The 13,915-nt window shown below is 66.9% G+C and carries 20 protein-coding genes; 18 read left to right on the top strand and 2 right to left on the bottom strand.

Annotated elements, in window-relative coordinates; genetic code table 11:
* The 11 genes from rplX (at position 1) to map (ending at position 6,748) form a co-directional block, all read left to right on the top strand.
* Positions 1-360 (top strand): 50S ribosomal protein L24, encoded by a 360-nt coding sequence (gene rplX, locus FVO59_RS02310; RefSeq protein ID WP_182254236.1) that lies wholly within the window; start codon positions 1-3, stop codon positions 358-360.
* Positions 360-950 (top strand): 50S ribosomal protein L5, encoded by a 591-nt coding sequence (gene rplE / locus FVO59_RS02305; protein ID WP_182254234.1) that lies wholly within the window; start codon positions 360-362, stop codon positions 948-950. The genes rplX and rplE overlap by 1 nt, the downstream gene beginning before the upstream one ends.
* Positions 951-1,110: 160 nt before the next feature.
* Positions 1,111-1,509 carry a 30S ribosomal protein S8 gene (gene rpsH / locus FVO59_RS02300; protein WP_071640261.1) on the top strand — a complete coding sequence of 133 codons (399 nt, stop codon included), beginning with the start codon at positions 1,111-1,113 and terminating at the stop codon, positions 1,507-1,509.
* 6 nt (positions 1,510-1,515) lie between these two features.
* Positions 1,516-2,052, top strand: coding sequence for a 50S ribosomal protein L6 (gene rplF / locus FVO59_RS02295; RefSeq protein ID WP_182254232.1), 537 nt, complete (start codon positions 1,516-1,518; stop codon positions 2,050-2,052).
* Positions 2,053-2,054: 2 nt separating this feature from the next.
* Entirely contained in the window at positions 2,055-2,414 is a 360-nt protein-coding gene (gene rplR / locus FVO59_RS02290; RefSeq protein ID WP_182254230.1) for a 50S ribosomal protein L18, read from the top strand.
* Entirely contained in the window at positions 2,411-3,094 is a 684-nt protein-coding gene (gene rpsE, locus FVO59_RS02285) for a 30S ribosomal protein S5 (protein ID WP_182254228.1), read from the top strand. The genes rplR and rpsE overlap by 4 nt, the downstream gene beginning before the upstream one ends.
* Positions 3,094-3,279 (top strand): 50S ribosomal protein L30, encoded by a 186-nt coding sequence (gene rpmD / locus FVO59_RS02280; RefSeq protein WP_071640253.1) that lies wholly within the window; start codon positions 3,094-3,096, stop codon positions 3,277-3,279. The genes rpsE and rpmD overlap by 1 nt, the downstream gene beginning before the upstream one ends.
* On the top strand, positions 3,279-3,863 hold the full coding sequence (gene rplO / locus FVO59_RS02275; RefSeq protein ID WP_182254226.1) for a 50S ribosomal protein L15: 585 nt from the start codon (positions 3,279-3,281) through the stop codon (positions 3,861-3,863). The genes rpmD and rplO overlap by 1 nt, the downstream gene beginning before the upstream one ends.
* 113 nt (positions 3,864-3,976) lie before the next feature.
* Positions 3,977-5,299, top strand: a complete 1,323-nt coding sequence (secY, locus tag FVO59_RS02270; protein WP_182254224.1) for a preprotein translocase subunit SecY — start codon at positions 3,977-3,979, stop codon at positions 5,297-5,299.
* Positions 5,296-5,892: an adenylate kinase gene (locus FVO59_RS02265; protein WP_182254222.1), complete on the top strand. Its 597-nt coding sequence runs from the start codon at positions 5,296-5,298 to the stop codon at positions 5,890-5,892. Before secY ends, FVO59_RS02265 begins: the two co-directional genes overlap by 4 nt.
* 7 nt (positions 5,893-5,899) lie before the next feature.
* Entirely contained in the window at positions 5,900-6,748 is an 849-nt protein-coding gene (map, locus tag FVO59_RS02260; RefSeq protein WP_182254220.1) for a type I methionyl aminopeptidase, read from the top strand.
* 41 nt (positions 6,749-6,789) lie between these two features.
* On the opposite strand, the gene FVO59_RS02255 is transcribed toward map, so the two are convergent.
* Positions 6,790-7,824, bottom strand: a complete 1,035-nt coding sequence (locus FVO59_RS02255; RefSeq protein WP_182254218.1) for a type IV toxin-antitoxin system AbiEi family antitoxin — start codon at positions 7,822-7,824, stop codon at positions 6,790-6,792.
* A 297-nt stretch (positions 7,825-8,121) separates the two neighbouring features.
* Between FVO59_RS02255 and FVO59_RS02250 the strand changes: the two genes are divergently transcribed.
* The 7 genes from FVO59_RS02250 to rplQ all read left to right on the top strand — a co-directional run bounded on the left by FVO59_RS02250 (position 8,122) and on the right by rplQ (position 12,160).
* Entirely contained in the window at positions 8,122-8,787 is a 666-nt protein-coding gene (locus tag FVO59_RS02250; protein ID WP_182254215.1) for a DsbA family protein, read from the top strand.
* 143 nt (positions 8,788-8,930) lie between these two features.
* Positions 8,931-9,152 carry a translation initiation factor IF-1 gene (gene infA / locus FVO59_RS02245; protein WP_018171468.1) on the top strand — a complete coding sequence of 74 codons (222 nt, stop codon included), beginning with the start codon at positions 8,931-8,933 and terminating at the stop codon, positions 9,150-9,152.
* A gap of 65 nt (positions 9,153-9,217) precedes the next feature.
* Positions 9,218-9,334, top strand: coding sequence for a 50S ribosomal protein L36 (rpmJ, locus tag FVO59_RS02240; protein WP_071644008.1), 117 nt, complete (start codon positions 9,218-9,220; stop codon positions 9,332-9,334).
* Positions 9,335-9,537: 203 nt separating this feature from the next.
* Positions 9,538-9,912 carry a 30S ribosomal protein S13 gene (gene rpsM, locus FVO59_RS02235; RefSeq protein ID WP_182254213.1) on the top strand — a complete coding sequence of 125 codons (375 nt, stop codon included), beginning with the start codon at positions 9,538-9,540 and terminating at the stop codon, positions 9,910-9,912.
* A 27-nt stretch (positions 9,913-9,939) separates the two neighbouring features.
* Positions 9,940-10,338: a 30S ribosomal protein S11 gene (rpsK, locus tag FVO59_RS02230; RefSeq protein WP_071644012.1), complete on the top strand. Its 399-nt coding sequence runs from the start codon at positions 9,940-9,942 to the stop codon at positions 10,336-10,338.
* Positions 10,339-10,466: 128 nt separating this feature from the next.
* Positions 10,467-11,456, top strand: a complete 990-nt coding sequence (locus tag FVO59_RS02225) for a DNA-directed RNA polymerase subunit alpha (protein WP_101188505.1) — start codon at positions 10,467-10,469, stop codon at positions 11,454-11,456.
* A gap of 35 nt (positions 11,457-11,491) precedes the next feature.
* Complete coding sequence (rplQ, locus tag FVO59_RS02220; protein ID WP_182254211.1) at positions 11,492-12,160, top strand: 50S ribosomal protein L17, sunset domain variant; 669 nt, start codon at positions 11,492-11,494, stop codon at positions 12,158-12,160.
* Positions 12,161-12,300: 140 nt separating this feature from the next.
* Here the strand turns inward: rplQ and FVO59_RS02215 are convergent, their stop codons facing one another.
* Positions 12,301-13,878: an AMP-binding protein gene (locus tag FVO59_RS02215; RefSeq protein ID WP_182254209.1), complete on the bottom strand. Its 1,578-nt coding sequence runs from the start codon at positions 13,876-13,878 to the stop codon at positions 12,301-12,303.
* Positions 13,879-13,915: the final 37 nt, after the last annotated feature.

The following is a 13,915-nucleotide window of genomic DNA, read 5'->3' as shown; positions in this document are numbered from 1 at the left end:
ATGGCGAAAATCAAGAAGGGTGACCTGGTTCAGGTCATCAGCGGCCGCAAGCAGGACAAGGGCGGCGACCGCGGCAAGCAGGGCAAGGTCCTCGAGGTCCTCGTCGAGCAGAACCGCGTCGTCGTGGAGGGCGTCAACTACGTCACCCGCCACACCCGTGTCGGCCAGACCCAGCGCGGCACCAAGACCGGTGGCATCGAGACCGTCGAGGCCCCGATCCACATCTCCAACGTCGCTCTCGTCGACCCCTCGAGCAAGAAGCCGACCCGCGTCGGCCACCGCGTCGAGGAGCAGGTCAAGGACGGCGTGAAGCGCACGGTCCGCGTGCGCTACGCGAAGAAGTCAGGTAAGGACCTCTGATGGCAACGGCAACTGCTGCTGAGACTGGCAAGACCCAGCCTCGCCTGAAGCAGAAGTACAACACCGAGATCAAGAAGGCTCTGCAGGAGGAGTTCGGCTACGCGAACGTCATGCAGATCCCCGGCCTGGTCAAGGTCGTCGTCAACACCGGTGTCGGTGAGGCGGCTCGTGACTCCAAGGTGATCGAGGGCGCCATCGACGACCTCACCAAGATCACCGGTCAGAAGCCGGTCGTCACCAAGGCCCGCAAGTCCATCGCGCAGTTCAAGCTGCGCGAGGGCCAGGCCATCGGTGCCCACGTCACCCTCCGCGGTGACCGTGCGTGGGAGTTCGTCGACCGCCTCGTCAACCTGTCGCTGCCGCGCATCCGCGACTTCCGCGGCCTGTCGGCCGACCAGTTCGACGGCAACGGCAACTACACCTTCGGTCTCCAGGAGCAGAGCGTGTTCCACGAGATCGACCAGGACAAGATCGACCGCGTCCGCGGCTTCGACATCACCGTGGTCACCACGGCCAAGACGGACGAAGAGGGTCGCGCGCTCCTGCGTGCGCTCGGCTTCCCGTTCAAGGCCGCTGACGCCCCGGCGTAAGTCGAACCTGCGCAAGCGGGGAGTGGGGAGGGATGCTGCACAGCATCCCTCCCCGCATCCCGTACAATTGAAGATTGTGCGTCCGCTCGGACGCGATTCTCATCGAAGGCCGTCTGTCGTGTAACGGCAGCCGGAACCTCATGATCGAAGGAAACCAATTATGACGATGACAGACCCGGTCGCAGACATGCTGACCCGTCTGCGCAACGCGAACTCGGCGCACCACGACTCCGTGACCATGCCGTCGAGCAAGCTCAAGACGAACATCGCCGAGATCCTCCAGCAGGAGGGCTACATCGCCGGCTTCGAGGTCACCGACGCCCGCGTCGGCAGCAACCTCACCCTCTCGCTCAAGTACGGTCCCAACCGCGAGCGCTCCATCGCCGGCATCAAGCGCGTGTCGAAGCCCGGTCTCCGCGTCTACGCGAAGTCGACCGAGCTGCCCAAGGTCCTCGGTGGCCTCGGCGTTGCCATCCTGTCCACCTCCTCCGGTCTCCTCACCGACCGTCAGGCTGAGCAGAAGGGCGTGGGCGGAGAAGTTCTCGCCTACGTGTGGTGATCTGACATGTCGCGTATCGGACGACTTCCCATCGACATCCCCGCGGGCGTGACCGTCTCGGTCGACGGCCGTGAGGTCGCAGTCAAGGGCCCCAAGGGCGAGCTGTCGCTCACCCTGGCCAGCCCCATCGAGGTCACGGTCGAGGAGAACCAGGTTCTCGTCACCCGCCCGGACGACGAGCGCGAGTCGCGCTCGCTGCACGGTCTGACCCGCACCCTCATCAACAACAACATCATCGGCGTCACCCAGGGCTACACCAAGGGCCTCGAGGTCGTCGGCACCGGTTACCGCGTGCAGCAGAAGGGCAGCTCGATCGAGTTCGCGCTCGGCTTCTCGCACCCGGTCCTGGTCGACCCGCCCGCAGGCATCACCCTGACGGTCGAGGGCACCAACAAGGTGACCGTGAGTGGCATCGACAAGCAGGCTGTCGGCGAGGCCGCTGCCAACATCCGCAAGATCCGCAAGCCCGAGCCGTACAAGGGCAAGGGTGTGCGCTACGCCGGCGAGGTCGTGCGTCGCAAGGCCGGAAAGGCTGGTAAGTAACCATGGCTGTCAAGTCCAAGTCCGCCGCCCGCGCGCGTCGCCACGCACGTCTTCGCAAGAAGATCGTCGGCACCGACGCCCGTCCGCGTCTCGTCGTCAACCGCTCCGCGCGCCACGTGTTCGTGCAGCTCGTCGACGACGCCAAGGGCCACACGGTGGCATCCGCTTCCACGCTCGAGACCGAACTGCGCTCCTTCGACGGTGACAAGACCGCCAAGGCCCGCAAGGTCGGCGAGCTCGTCGCCGAGCGCGCGAAGGCCGCCGGCGTTTCCGAGGCAGTGTTCGACCGTGGCGGCAACCGCTACGCAGGTCGTGTCGCAGCCATCGCCGATGGCGCCCGTGAAGGGGGGCTGGCACTGTGAGTGACATCAAGGAGAACGAAGTGACCGAAACCGCTCCTGCCGAGGCTCAGGCTGAGCCGCAGCGCGAGCAGCGCGATGGCCGCCGTGGCGGCCGCGACCGCGGCCAGAGCCGCGACCGCAACTCGCGCGACCGTGGCGACAACCAGTTCCTGGAGCGCGTGGTCACCATCAACCGCGTGTCGAAGGTCGTGAAGGGTGGTCGTCGCTTCAGCTTCACCGCTCTCGTGGTCGTCGGCGACGGCAACGGTCTGGTCGGTGTCGGCTACGGCAAGGCCCGCGAGGTGCCCCTGGCGATCTCGAAGGGTGTCGAAGAGGCCAAGCGCAACTTCTTCCGCGTCCCCCGCGTCGGCTCGACCATCCCGCACCCCGTGCAGGGTGAGGCCGCCGCAGGCGTCGTGCTGCTCCGCCCGGCCGCTGCCGGTACCGGTGTCATCGCCGGTGGTCCGGTGCGCGCCGTGCTCGAGTGCGCCGGCATCCACGACGTCCTGTCGAAGTCGCTCGGCTCGTCGAACACGATCAACATCGTGCACGCCACGGTCGAGGCCCTGCAGGGGCTCGAGGAGCCGCGCGCCGTCGCCGCTCGTCGTGGTCTCGACTACGACGCCGTCGTGCCGGAGATCATCATCCGCAACGAGGCGAAGGCCGCTGCTGCCGCCGCCGCGCAGAAGGTAGGTGCCTGATGGCTGAGCGCCTCAAGGTCACGCAGATCAAGTCCAAGGTGAGCGAGAAGCAGAACCAGCGTGACACGCTGCGTTCGCTCGGTCTCAAGCGGATCGGCGACTCGGTCGTCCGTCCCGACGACGCTCAGACCCGCGGCTACGTCCGCGCCGTCGCGCACCTCGTCAAGGTTGAGGAGATCGACTAATGGCTGAGAAGAACGAAGCCGTCGAGGCCGAGAAGGCCCCGAAGAAGACCGCTGCCAAGAAGCCGGCTGCTGCGAAGGCCGCTCCGGCCAAGGCCGCCGAGAAGAAGGCTCCGGCCAAGAAGGACGCCGAGGCTCCTGCAGCCCGCCCGTCCGTCCTGAAGGTGCACCACCTGCGTCCCGTCCCCGGCGCTCACACCGCGAAGACCCGTGTCGGTCGCGGTGAGGGCTCGAAGGGCAAGACGGCCGGTCGTGGAACCAAGGGCACAAAGGCGCGCAACACCGTGCGCGCCGGCTTCGAGGGTGGGCAGATGCCGCTGCACATGCGCACCCCGAAGCTGCGCGGGTTCAAGAACCCGTTCCGCGTCGAGTACCAGGTCGTGAACCTGGCCAAGCTCGCGGAGCTCTACCCCAAGGGTGGAGAGGTCACCGTCAGCGACCTGGTCGCCAAGGGTGCCGTGCGCAAGAACGAGAAGGTCAAGGTCCTCGGTGACGGCGACATCTCGGTCAAGCTGACCGTGTCGGTCGACAAGGTCTCGGGCAGCGCCGAGCAGAAGATCGTCGCTGCCGGCGGTTCGGTCAACTGAGCCAGCCGCTGTGAACGCTGGGAGGGGTCGGAGATTCTCCGACCCCTCCTGTGCGTTACCCTGGACTTTCGGCCGTCCTTCCACGTTCGGCAATCCCTTCAGGAGGAACGCCCTTGTTTAGCGCCATCGCGCGAATCTTCCGCACGCCTGACCTGCGGCAGAAGATCCTTTTCACCATCGGCATCATCGCTCTGTACCGTCTGGGCTCGAACGTGCCGGCTCCGTTCGTGAACTTCCCGAACGTCGAGCAGTGCCTCGCTGCCAACGCCGGCACCGACGGACTGCTCGGCATGCTCAACCTCTTCTCCGGCGGTGCGCTGCTGCAGCTGTCCATCTTCGCGCTCGGTGTGATGCCGTACATCACCGCGACGATCATCACGCAGCTCCTGCGCGTCGTCATCCCGCACTTCGAGACCCTCCACAAGGAGGGCCAGGCTGGGCAGAGCAAGCTCACCCAGTACACGCGCTACCTCACGATCGCACTCGCACTGCTGCAGTCCGCGACAGTGGTGACGGTCGCGCGCAGCGGTCAGCTGTTCGGCCAGACCGACATCGCCGCGTGCAACAGCCTGCTGACGAACGACGTGTGGTGGGCACAGGCGCTCATCATCATCGCGATGACCGCGGGCACCGGCCTGATCATGTGGATGGCGGAGCTCGTCACCGAGCGAGGCATCGGCAACGGCATGTCGCTGCTGATCTTCACGTCGATCGCCGCGACCTTCCCCGCTTCGATGTGGGCGATCTGGGAGGCCAAGGGCTTCGAGGTCTTCCTGCTGGTGATGCTCATCGGCATCGTGGTGATGTCGCTCATCGTCTACGTCGAGCAGTCGCAGCGCCGGGTCCCCGTGCAGTATGCCAAGCGCATGGTCGGTCGCCGCACCTATGGCGGAACCAACACGTACATCCCGATCAAGGTCAACATGGCGGGCGTGATCCCGATCATCTTCGCCTCGTCGCTGCTGTACCTCCCGATGCTCCTGGCGCAGTTCAACACTCCCGCCGACGCCAGCGAGCCGCCCGCGTGGGTGGCATGGATCCTCGCGAACCTCGCCACGGGCGACCAGCCGCTGTACATGCTGGTGTACTTCCTGCTGATCATCGGCTTCACGTACTTCTACGTCGCGATCACGTTCAACCCCGTCGAGGTCGCCGACAACATGAAGAAGTACGGCGGGTTCATCCCCGGCATCCGCGCCGGGCGTCCGACGGCCGAGTACCTGGATTACGTGATCACCCGGATCACGTTCCCCGGTTCGCTGTACCTGGGCTTCGTCGCGCTGATCCCGCTGGTCGCGCTGGCGACGGTGCAGGCCAACCAGAACTTCCCGTTCGGCGGCGCCTCGATCCTGATCATCGTGGGTGTCGGCCTCGAGACGGTGAAGCAGATCGACGCGCAGCTGCAGCAGCGCCACTACGAAGGGCTTCTCCGATGACCGCTTCCGCACGTCTTCTGATCGTCGGCCCGCAGGGCTCGGGCAAGGGCACCCAGGGCATCCGCATCGCCGAGGCGCTGAACATCCCCGTCGTCTCCACCGGCGACATGTTCCGCGCCAACATCAAGGAGGGCACCGAGCTCGGCCAGAAGGTCACCGCGATCCTCGACGCCGGCGACCTCGTGCCCGACGAGCTGACGAGCGAGATCGTGCGCGACCGTCTCTCCCAGGACGACGCGCAGGTCGGGTTCCTGCTCGACGGATACCCGCGCAACACCACGCAGGTGCACCACCTCGACGCCTTCCTCGGCGAGCACGACGCATCGCTCGACGCCGTCATCCTGCTCGACGTGCCGCGCGAGGAGAGCATCGCCCGCCTCAGCCTGCGCGCAGTGGAGCAGGGCCGCTCCGACGACACCGACGAGGCGATCGCGCACCGCCTCGACATCTACGAGCACGAGACCGCTCCGATCATCTCGGTGTACGACGAGCGAGGCATCGTCGACCGCATCGACGGCGTCGGCTCGCTCGACGAGATCACCGAGCGCATCTCGTCCGCCCTGGCCGCACGCGGCATCGGGCAGCTGGTCTGACCCCTCGATGTTCCGCAAGTCGATCTACAAGACCCCGGCTCAGCTCCGTTCGATGCTCGAGCCGGGGCTGATCACCGCCGCGGCTCTCGAGGCGGTGCGCCCGCTGGTGCGCCCCGGAGTCACGACGGCGGAGCTGGATGCCGTGGCCGAGCGCACGATCGTCGCTCGCGGCGCCGAGTCGAACTTCCAGCTCGTGCGCGGCTACCGCCACACGACCTGCATCTCGGTGAACGAGCAGGTCGTGCACGGTATCCCGGGTGAGCGGGTTCTCGAGCCCGGCGACATCGTCTCGATCGACTGCGGAGCGCAGTTCAAGGGCTGGAACGGCGACAGCGCGGTCACCTTCGTGGTTCCGGACGACTCGCGCCCTGAGCTGGTGGCTCGGCGCGAGGAGCTCTCCCGGGTGACCGAGGGCTCGATGTGGGCCGGCATCGCCGCGATGGCATCCGCCTCGCACATCGGCGACCTCGGAACCGCCATCCAGGAGTACATCGAGGCGCAGGGTCCGTCCGAGGTCTCGGGCGAGACCTACGGCATCCTGCGCGAGTACGTCGGCCACGGCATCGGACGCAAGATGCACGAGGCGCCGAGCGTCTTCAACTACCGCACGCCAGACCCCGGTGCCGAGATCCGGCCTGGCCTCGTGCTCGCCATCGAGCCGATGGTCACCGCCGGGGGAGAGGCGACCTTCATCGAGGACGACGACTGGACGGTGTCGACCACCGACGGGTCCGACGGCTCGCACTGGGAGCACAGCGTCGCCCGCCACGAGGGCGGCATCTGGGTGCTCACCGCGCCCGACGGCGGCGCCGCCGGCCTGGCCCCCTTCGGCGTGACGCCCGTCCCCCTCCCGTAACCCGCGCGCCGCACGCTGCGCACCGCGCACCTCGGCGAGACTTACGTTCCGGCACGAGACAGTGCTCGCCGACGTCGGTCTCGTGCGGGAACGTACGTCTCGCGCGCAGTGGGGCGATCACGCGGGCTCTGTGCGAGGGTCGCGAGCATCGCGGGCTGGGGTGGATGCTGCGGTGTCAGGCCCGCGCCGCGCAGTGCGGTGACGAGAGGTGCGACGCGCCAGGCGTCTGCGAGATCCCAGCGGGCGACCGGATGCCCGTTCCTGCGCAGCCGGTCCTCACGCCGCTTCTCGTCGCGAAGGTGCACGGCCGCCCTTTCCGGGGCGTTCAGCTCGTACTTGCCCCAGCCGTCGGCCTCGCCGATGGTGCCGTTCGACGGGAAGTGAAAGTCGGCGCGGTCGCGACGCCCTTCGTACCCGAACTCGCGCTGCAGCTCCGGATGCTCGAACCCGCTCCACTCGATGACAGCGCGGCTCACGCTCTCCGCCGGCGACTCGGCGCGTCCGTCGGCCCGCGCACAGACCCAGCGCAGACGCGCGCGGCCGCGTCGGTTCTGCTGCTCCTCGGCTTTCGCCCGCAGGTCGGCGAGCCGGACACCGCCGTCCTGCACAGGCGACAGGGCGCTGTCGGCGATCGCCAGCGCACGCGCAGGCGCGACCGCGCGCGCAAGATCGACGACGGTGTCGAGCAGCCCGGTGACGCGCATCCCTGCGATGCGGATGATGTCGCGGGCATCCGCGCTGGTGTGGATGCACACGTCGCCGATCCGCTGCGACCGCTCGGCGTCCGGGTCGAGCACATGGATGTCACGAGGATGCCGGAACAGCGGCAGACCATGCAGAACGGCGGCTGACTCGAGGCACAGCACTGCATCAGGATGGCGACGGATGTAGCCGTGGACCCGCAGGGCGTACTGCTCCCACGGCCTCAGGCTCAGGTACGCCTGACGCGGCACGTACAGGCCTCGACGCACGATCAGATGGCTCGTCGCGCTGATCGGCACGCCGAGCATCCGCGCCTCCTCGCGGGTGATCAGGGGAGCGGGCGGCGCCAGCACGGCGCGGTCGGTGAGCAGCATCCGCTCATCCTGACCCGAGCCGAGACCCGACCGCGGACCGCGACCCGGCCGCTGTGCACAAGTCGTGCACGTCCGTGAGCTGTGCAGAGACCGCGAGACGCGGGTTCCGGCACGAGACCGAGACTCGGGAGCTCGGCCTCGTGCGGGAACGGAAGTCTCACGGGCTGGGGGTGTGACGGCCTCGGTGAGGGTGAGGAGAGAGAGGGGGCGGATGCCGGGCGGCGGGGTTCACATGGCAGGCATAGCGTGCGCGGGGCAGAATGGTTGCGACAATTTAGTGCTGAAGATCGGACTGTCATGGCCCACGCCCAGAGCAAGCCCAACTGGTTCGCCATCGGAATCTCCATCGCCGTCGTCGTCGTGCTCGTCGCGCTCGGCGCGGTCGTCGTCTGGCTGAACAACCAGGCCACCGACGCGGGTCCGGCGCCCAAGGGCGAGATCATCAACTCCGAGACCGGCGCGATCAGCTTCGGCGAGGGCGAAGACACGCTTGCCGTCTACATCGACTTCATGTGCCCCATCTGCAACCAGTTCGAGCAGCAGTACGGCGAGGCCATGCAGAAGGCGGCTGCCGACGGCAAGATCACTCTCGAGTACCACCCGATCGAGATCCTGGACTTCCGTTCGCAGGGTTCCGCCTACTCATCGCGCGCAGCAGGCGCGATGTTCTGCGTGGCCGAGGAGGCTCCCGAGAAGGCCATCGACTTCATGAACGCGATGTTCCAGAACCAGCCTGATGAGGGCACCGCTGGACTCACGGACGACCAGATCTCGGAGATCGCCAAGGGTGCGGGTGCTGAAGCTGCCGCGTCGTGCATCGAAGACGGTACCTACAAGAAGTGGGGCACTGCCCAGGCGCAGCAGCACGAGATCAAGGGCACCCCGACCGTCGAGATCAACGGCAAGCGGCTCGACATGAGCAACAACGCAGACTTCCAGAAGTTCACCGACCTGATCGGCTGAGCTCCATTTGCCGCGCGGGCACCGAGGGTCTATCATAGATCTTTGGTGCCTTGCGCCTTGTTCTGGCGTGTCCGAACGGGCGGCATCACACTCATCACCCATCCACCGCAGATCGACCGGTCTGCAGAAGCGTCAGCGAGGCTATGGCTAAGAAAGACGGTGTCATCGAGATCGAGGGCGTCGTGTCCGAGGCTCTGCCCAACGCGATGTTCCGCGTTGAGCTCAGCAACGGACACAAGGTTCTTGCAACGATTTCCGGCAAGATGCGGCAGAACTACATCCGCATCATCCCCGAGGACCGCGTGGTCGTGGAGCTCTCGCCCTACGACCTGACCCGCGGCCGCATCGTCTACCGCTACCGCTGATCGGTCGAGAAGTAACACCCCAGGCGATCTCGCCTGCCCGGTGAAGACAGCGAACAGGAAACATCATGAAGGTCAACCCCAGCGTCAAGCCCATCTGCGACCACTGCCGCGTGATCCGTCGTCACGGCCGCGTCATGGTCATCTGCAAGTCGAACCCGCGTCACAAGCAGCGCCAGGGCTGAGCAGGGTCACACCCCGCGAGAACCACAACTGAACACTCACCGTCGTATGCGAGGCGTTTCGACTCGTCGCTTCGCTCTTCGCTCTTCGACCGGGTGAGATCAAACAAGGCAGCATCGGAACCCGCGCGAGCGGGGGACACCTCGGGGCGGAGGCCCGGGACCGGATGCTGCTCCACACCTCCACAACACTCCAGGAGAACCGCATGGCACGTCTTGCCGGCGTTGACATCCCGCGCGACAAGCGCGTGGTGATCGCCCTCACCTACATCTACGGCATCGGCCGTACCCGCTCCGTCGAGATCCTCAAGGCGACCGAGATCGACGAGTCGATCCGCGTCAAGGACCTCAGCGACGAGCAGCTCGTCGCACTCCGCGACCACATCGAAGGCAACTACAAGGTGGAGGGTGACCTGCGCCGCGAGGTCGCCGCCGACATCCGCCGCAAGGTCGAGATCGGCTCCTACGAGGGCCTTCGTCACCGTCGTGGCCTTCCGGTCCGCGGTCAGCGCACCAAGACCAACGCGCGTACCCGCAAGGGCCCGAAGCGCACCGTCGCCGGCAAGAAGAAGGCCCGCTAAGCGGCCAGGGAATAGGAGAACACTTTCATGGCTGCACCCAAGGCCGCCGCGCGCAAGCCGCGCCGCAAGGAGAAGAAGAACATCGCGCTGGGCCAGGCCCACATCAAGTCGACGTTCAACAACACCATCGTCTCGATCACCGACCCGTCCGGCGCTGTCATCAGCTGGGCCTCGTCGGGTGGCGTTGGTTTCAAGGGCTCGCGCAAGTCGACGCCGTACGCCGCCGGCATGGCAGCGGAGTCCGCTGCACGCCAGGCCGCAGAGCACGGCGTCAAGAAGGTCGACGTCTTCGTGAAGGGCCCCGGTTCGGGCCGCGAGACCGCGATCCGCTCGCTGCAGGCCGCCGGCCTCGAGGTGGGGTCCATCCAGGACGTCACGCCTCAGGCGCACAACGGCTGCCGCCCGCCGAAGCGCCGCCGCGTCTGATCCGGCCGTCTGCCCTTCCTGAGCCCCTGCGGGCCCAGGAGGGGCAGACTCGCCCCCAGATTTTCCACAACTTCAGACCTCACCCCACACATGTCATATAGCGGGCATGTGATCGAAAGGAACACATAGTGCTCATCGCACAGCGTCCCACTCTCACCGAGGAGAAGATCTCCGAGAACCGCAGCCGGTTCGTCATCGAGCCGCTGGAGCCCGGTTTCGGATACACGATCGGCAACGCGCTGCGTCGCAGCCTGCTCTCGTCGATCCCCGGCGCATCGGTCACCACCATTCGCATCGACGGCGTGCTGCACGAGTTCAGCACGATCCCCGGTGTGAAGGAGGACGTCACCGAGATCATCCTCAACATCAAGCAGCTGGTCGTCTCCAGCGAGCGCGACGAGCCCATCACCGCGTACCTGCGCAAGACGGGCTCCGGCGAGGTCACCGCAGCCGACATCTCCGCTCCGGCGGGAGTCGAGGTGCACAACCCCGACCTGGTCATCGCGACGCTCAACGACACCGCTCGCTTCGAGCTCGAGCTGACCATCGAGCGCGGCCGCGGCTACGTCTCGGCAGCCCAGAACCGCAACGAGTACGCAGAGGCCGGCCAGATCCCGGTCGACTCGATCTACTCGCCGGTGCTCAAGGTCAGCTACCGCGTCGACGCCACCCGTGCTGGTGAGCGCACCGACTTCGACAAGCTCGTGCTGGACGTCGAGACCAAGTCGTCGATCCTCCCGCGCGACGCCGTCGCCTCCGCAGCCAAGACCCTCACCGAGCTGTTCGGCCTCGCCCGCGAGCTGAACGTCGAGGCCGAGGGCATCGAGATCGGCCCTGCGCCGGTCGAGGCTGTGCTCTCCAGCGAGCTCTCCATGCCGATCGAGGACCTCGATCTGTCGGTGCGCTCGTACAACTGCCTCAAGCGCGAGGGCATCAACACCGTCTCGGAGCTGGTCGCCCTTTCCGAGACGCAGCTGATGAACATCCGCAATTTCGGACAGAAGTCGGTCGACGAGGTGCGCGACAAGCTCGTCTCGCTCGGTCTGTCGCTGAAGGATTCGGTGCCCGGTTTCGACGGCGCCCACTTCTACAGCGCAGGCGAAGACGAGTCCTTCTGAATCCCGACATCTTTCTGACCAGGAGCTAGACGATTATGCCCAAGCCCACCAAGGGTCCCCGCCTCGGAGGCGGCCCCGCACACGAGCGCCTTCTTCTCGCGAACCTCGCGGCAGCGCTGTTCACCCACAAGTCGATCAAGACGACCGAGACCAAGGCGAAGCGCCTGCGTCCGCTCGCCGAGCGCCTGATCACGCTCGGCAAGCGCGGCGACCTGCACGCCCGTCGTCGTGCGCTCACCGTGCTGCGTTCCAACAAGGACGCCGCGCACGTGCTGTTCAACGAGATCGCACCGCTGGTCGCCGACCGTCAGGGCGGCTACACCCGCATCACGAAGGTCGGCAACCGCAAGGGCGACAACGCGCCCATGGCCGTGATCGAGCTCGTCCTCGAGCCCGTCACCCCCAAGAAGAAGTCCGCCAAGCCCGCAGCCAAGGCTGAGGCGCCCAAGGCCGAGAAGGTGGAGGAGGCTCCGGTCGAGGAGACCGCCGCTCCCGCCGCTCTCGTCGACGGCGGCTTCGGCGAGGACTCGGCCGCTCCGCTGGAGGATGGCTCGGCTCCCGAGGGCTTCGACATCAAGGGCAACAAGGACTCGATGAAGTACCACCGTCCCGACGGCCAGTGGTACGACGCGACCGTCGCAGAGGTGTGGTTCCGCACCGCTGAGGCCGCAGAGGCCGCAGGCTTCGTCGAGGCAGGCAAGTAAGCCTCAGCGCCGACGCGCACTGACGAAGAAGCCCGTCACCCTTCCGGGGTGACGGGCTTCTTCGCGTCTCGCGCGTTCGACTCGATCGGCTCCGCCGAACTCGCTCAACGACCGGGTCGCGCCTTCGCGCAGCTCGGCCGCTATGAGGCCGCCCGCAGATCCTTGCGCAGGATCTTGCCCGACGCCGACTTCGGGATGCCCTCGATGAACTCCACCTGCCGCACCTTCTCGTGCGGTGCGACGCGCTCGGCGACGAAGGACATCACGTCGTCGGCGCTGAGCTCGACTCCCTGCTGCACCACCACGAACGCCTTGGGCACCTCCTGTCCGTCCTCGTCCTTCGCGCCGATCACGGCGGCGTCGGCGATTCCCGGATGCCCGAGCAGCACCGCCTCGAGCACGGCCGGCGCGACCTGGTAGCCCTTGTACTTGATGAGCTCCTTCAGGCGGTCGACGATGCGGAAGATGCCGTCGGGTGTGACCGTGGCGATGTCGCCGGTGTGCAGCCAGCCGTCATCGTCGAGCATCTCGGCCGTGGCATCCGGGCGGTTGAGGTACCCGACCATCACCTGCGGACCCCGCACCCAGAGCTCGCCTGGCGCGCTCTCGCCGCTCTGCGACAGCTCGACGTCCTGACCGGTCTGGGGGTCGACGAGGCGGGCCTCGGTGCTGGGAACGAGCGGGCCGATCGACGACTTGTCGACGTGCGTCCACTCGGCGGGGATGAGGTTGACCGCAGGGCTCGTCTCGGTCATCCCGTAGCCCTGAACGACCTCGCAGCCCAGGCGCTGCGCGACGGCGGCGGCGAGCTCGCCGTCCAGGGGAGCAGCACCTGAGAAGATGACGCGCACTGCAGACAGGTCGTACTGGTCGATGATCGGATGCTTCGCCAGCGCCACGGCGATCGGCGGGGCGATGAACACCCAGGTCGTGCGGTGCTCGGCGATGATGCGCAGGAATTCGAGCAGGTCGAACTTCGGCATGGTGACCAGCGATGCGCGCTTGCGCAGCGCGAAGTTGAGCAGCACGGTCATGCCGTAGATGTGGAAGAACGGCAGCACGGCGAGCACGCGGTCGTCGGAGTCGACGCTGAGCAGGCCGGTGCACTGCGCGACGTTGGCGATGAGGTTGCGGTGCGTGAGCATCACGCCCTTGGGGCGACCTGTCGTGCCGGAGGAGTACGGAAGCACGGCGAGGTGGGTGGCCGGGTCGACGCTCACGTCGGGCGCCTCGTGCCCCTCGGAGAGCAGGTCGCGCAGGCTCGGGTGCCCGTCGGCGCCGTCGAGCACGATGACGTGGTCGTCGGCGATGCCGCGCTGCGCGGCGGCGGCCTTGGCGCCGGCGAGCAGGGGAGAGACGGTCACCAGCCACGAGGCGTCGGCGTCCTCGAGCTGACTGGCGATCTCTTCGGCGGTGTAGAGGGAGTTGATGGTCGTGGCGGTGGCTCCGGCGCGAAGGATGCCGTGGAACACCGTCGCGAACGCCGGCACATTCGGGCAGAGCACGCCCACCCGATCGCCGATGCCGATCCCGCGTGCTGCGAGGGCACCGGCGAACAGTCCGATCTGGCCTACGAGCTGACGGTAGGTGGTCTCGGCGCCTGTCATGCCGTCGACGATCGCGACCGAGTCGAGGGCCGCATCGTCGAGGTCGGAGAACAGGTACTCGTAGATCGAGACGGCAGGGATCTCGACGTCGGGCAGAGGGCTGCGAAGCATGTGATCTCCTTCGATCAGAGCAGGCGGGTCGTGGGAG

Origin of the sequence: Microbacterium esteraromaticum, from assembly GCF_014084045.1 — a bacterium.
Classification (GTDB): domain Bacteria; phylum Actinomycetota; class Actinomycetes; order Actinomycetales; family Microbacteriaceae; genus Microbacterium; species Microbacterium esteraromaticum_D.
This window is presented reverse-complemented; position numbering and strand designations above follow the sequence as displayed.

Coding starts and splice junctions, on each gene's coding strand:
- rpmD (WP_071640253.1), top strand. CDS start 3,094: ATGGCTGAGCGCCTCAAGGTCACGCAGATCAAGTCCAAGGTGAGCGAG.
- rpsM (WP_182254213.1), top strand. CDS start 9,538: ATGGCACGTCTTGCCGGCGTTGACATCCCGCGCGACAAGCGCGTGGTG.
- map (WP_182254220.1), top strand. CDS start 5,900: ATGTTCCGCAAGTCGATCTACAAGACCCCGGCTCAGCTCCGTTCGATG.
- rplX (WP_182254236.1), top strand. CDS start 1: ATGGCGAAAATCAAGAAGGGTGACCTGGTTCAGGTCATCAGCGGCCGC.
- infA (WP_018171468.1), top strand. CDS start 8,931: ATGGCTAAGAAAGACGGTGTCATCGAGATCGAGGGCGTCGTGTCCGAG.
- FVO59_RS02265 (WP_182254222.1), top strand. CDS start 5,296: ATGACCGCTTCCGCACGTCTTCTGATCGTCGGCCCGCAGGGCTCGGGC.
- FVO59_RS02255 (WP_182254218.1), bottom strand. CDS start 7,824: ATGCTGCTCACCGACCGCGCCGTGCTGGCGCCGCCCGCTCCCCTGATC.
- rpsK (WP_071644012.1), top strand. CDS start 9,940: ATGGCTGCACCCAAGGCCGCCGCGCGCAAGCCGCGCCGCAAGGAGAAG.
- FVO59_RS02250 (WP_182254215.1), top strand. CDS start 8,122: ATGGCCCACGCCCAGAGCAAGCCCAACTGGTTCGCCATCGGAATCTCC.
- rplQ (WP_182254211.1), top strand. CDS start 11,492: ATGCCCAAGCCCACCAAGGGTCCCCGCCTCGGAGGCGGCCCCGCACAC.
- FVO59_RS02215 (WP_182254209.1), bottom strand. CDS start 13,878: ATGCTTCGCAGCCCTCTGCCCGACGTCGAGATCCCTGCCGTCTCGATC.
- rplR (WP_182254230.1), top strand. CDS start 2,055: ATGGCTGTCAAGTCCAAGTCCGCCGCCCGCGCGCGTCGCCACGCACGT.
- rpsH (WP_071640261.1), top strand. CDS start 1,111: ATGACGATGACAGACCCGGTCGCAGACATGCTGACCCGTCTGCGCAAC.
- rplF (WP_182254232.1), top strand. CDS start 1,516: ATGTCGCGTATCGGACGACTTCCCATCGACATCCCCGCGGGCGTGACC.
- rplO (WP_182254226.1), top strand. CDS start 3,279: ATGGCTGAGAAGAACGAAGCCGTCGAGGCCGAGAAGGCCCCGAAGAAG.
- rplE (WP_182254234.1), top strand. CDS start 360: ATGGCAACGGCAACTGCTGCTGAGACTGGCAAGACCCAGCCTCGCCTG.
- rpmJ (WP_071644008.1), top strand. CDS start 9,218: ATGAAGGTCAACCCCAGCGTCAAGCCCATCTGCGACCACTGCCGCGTG.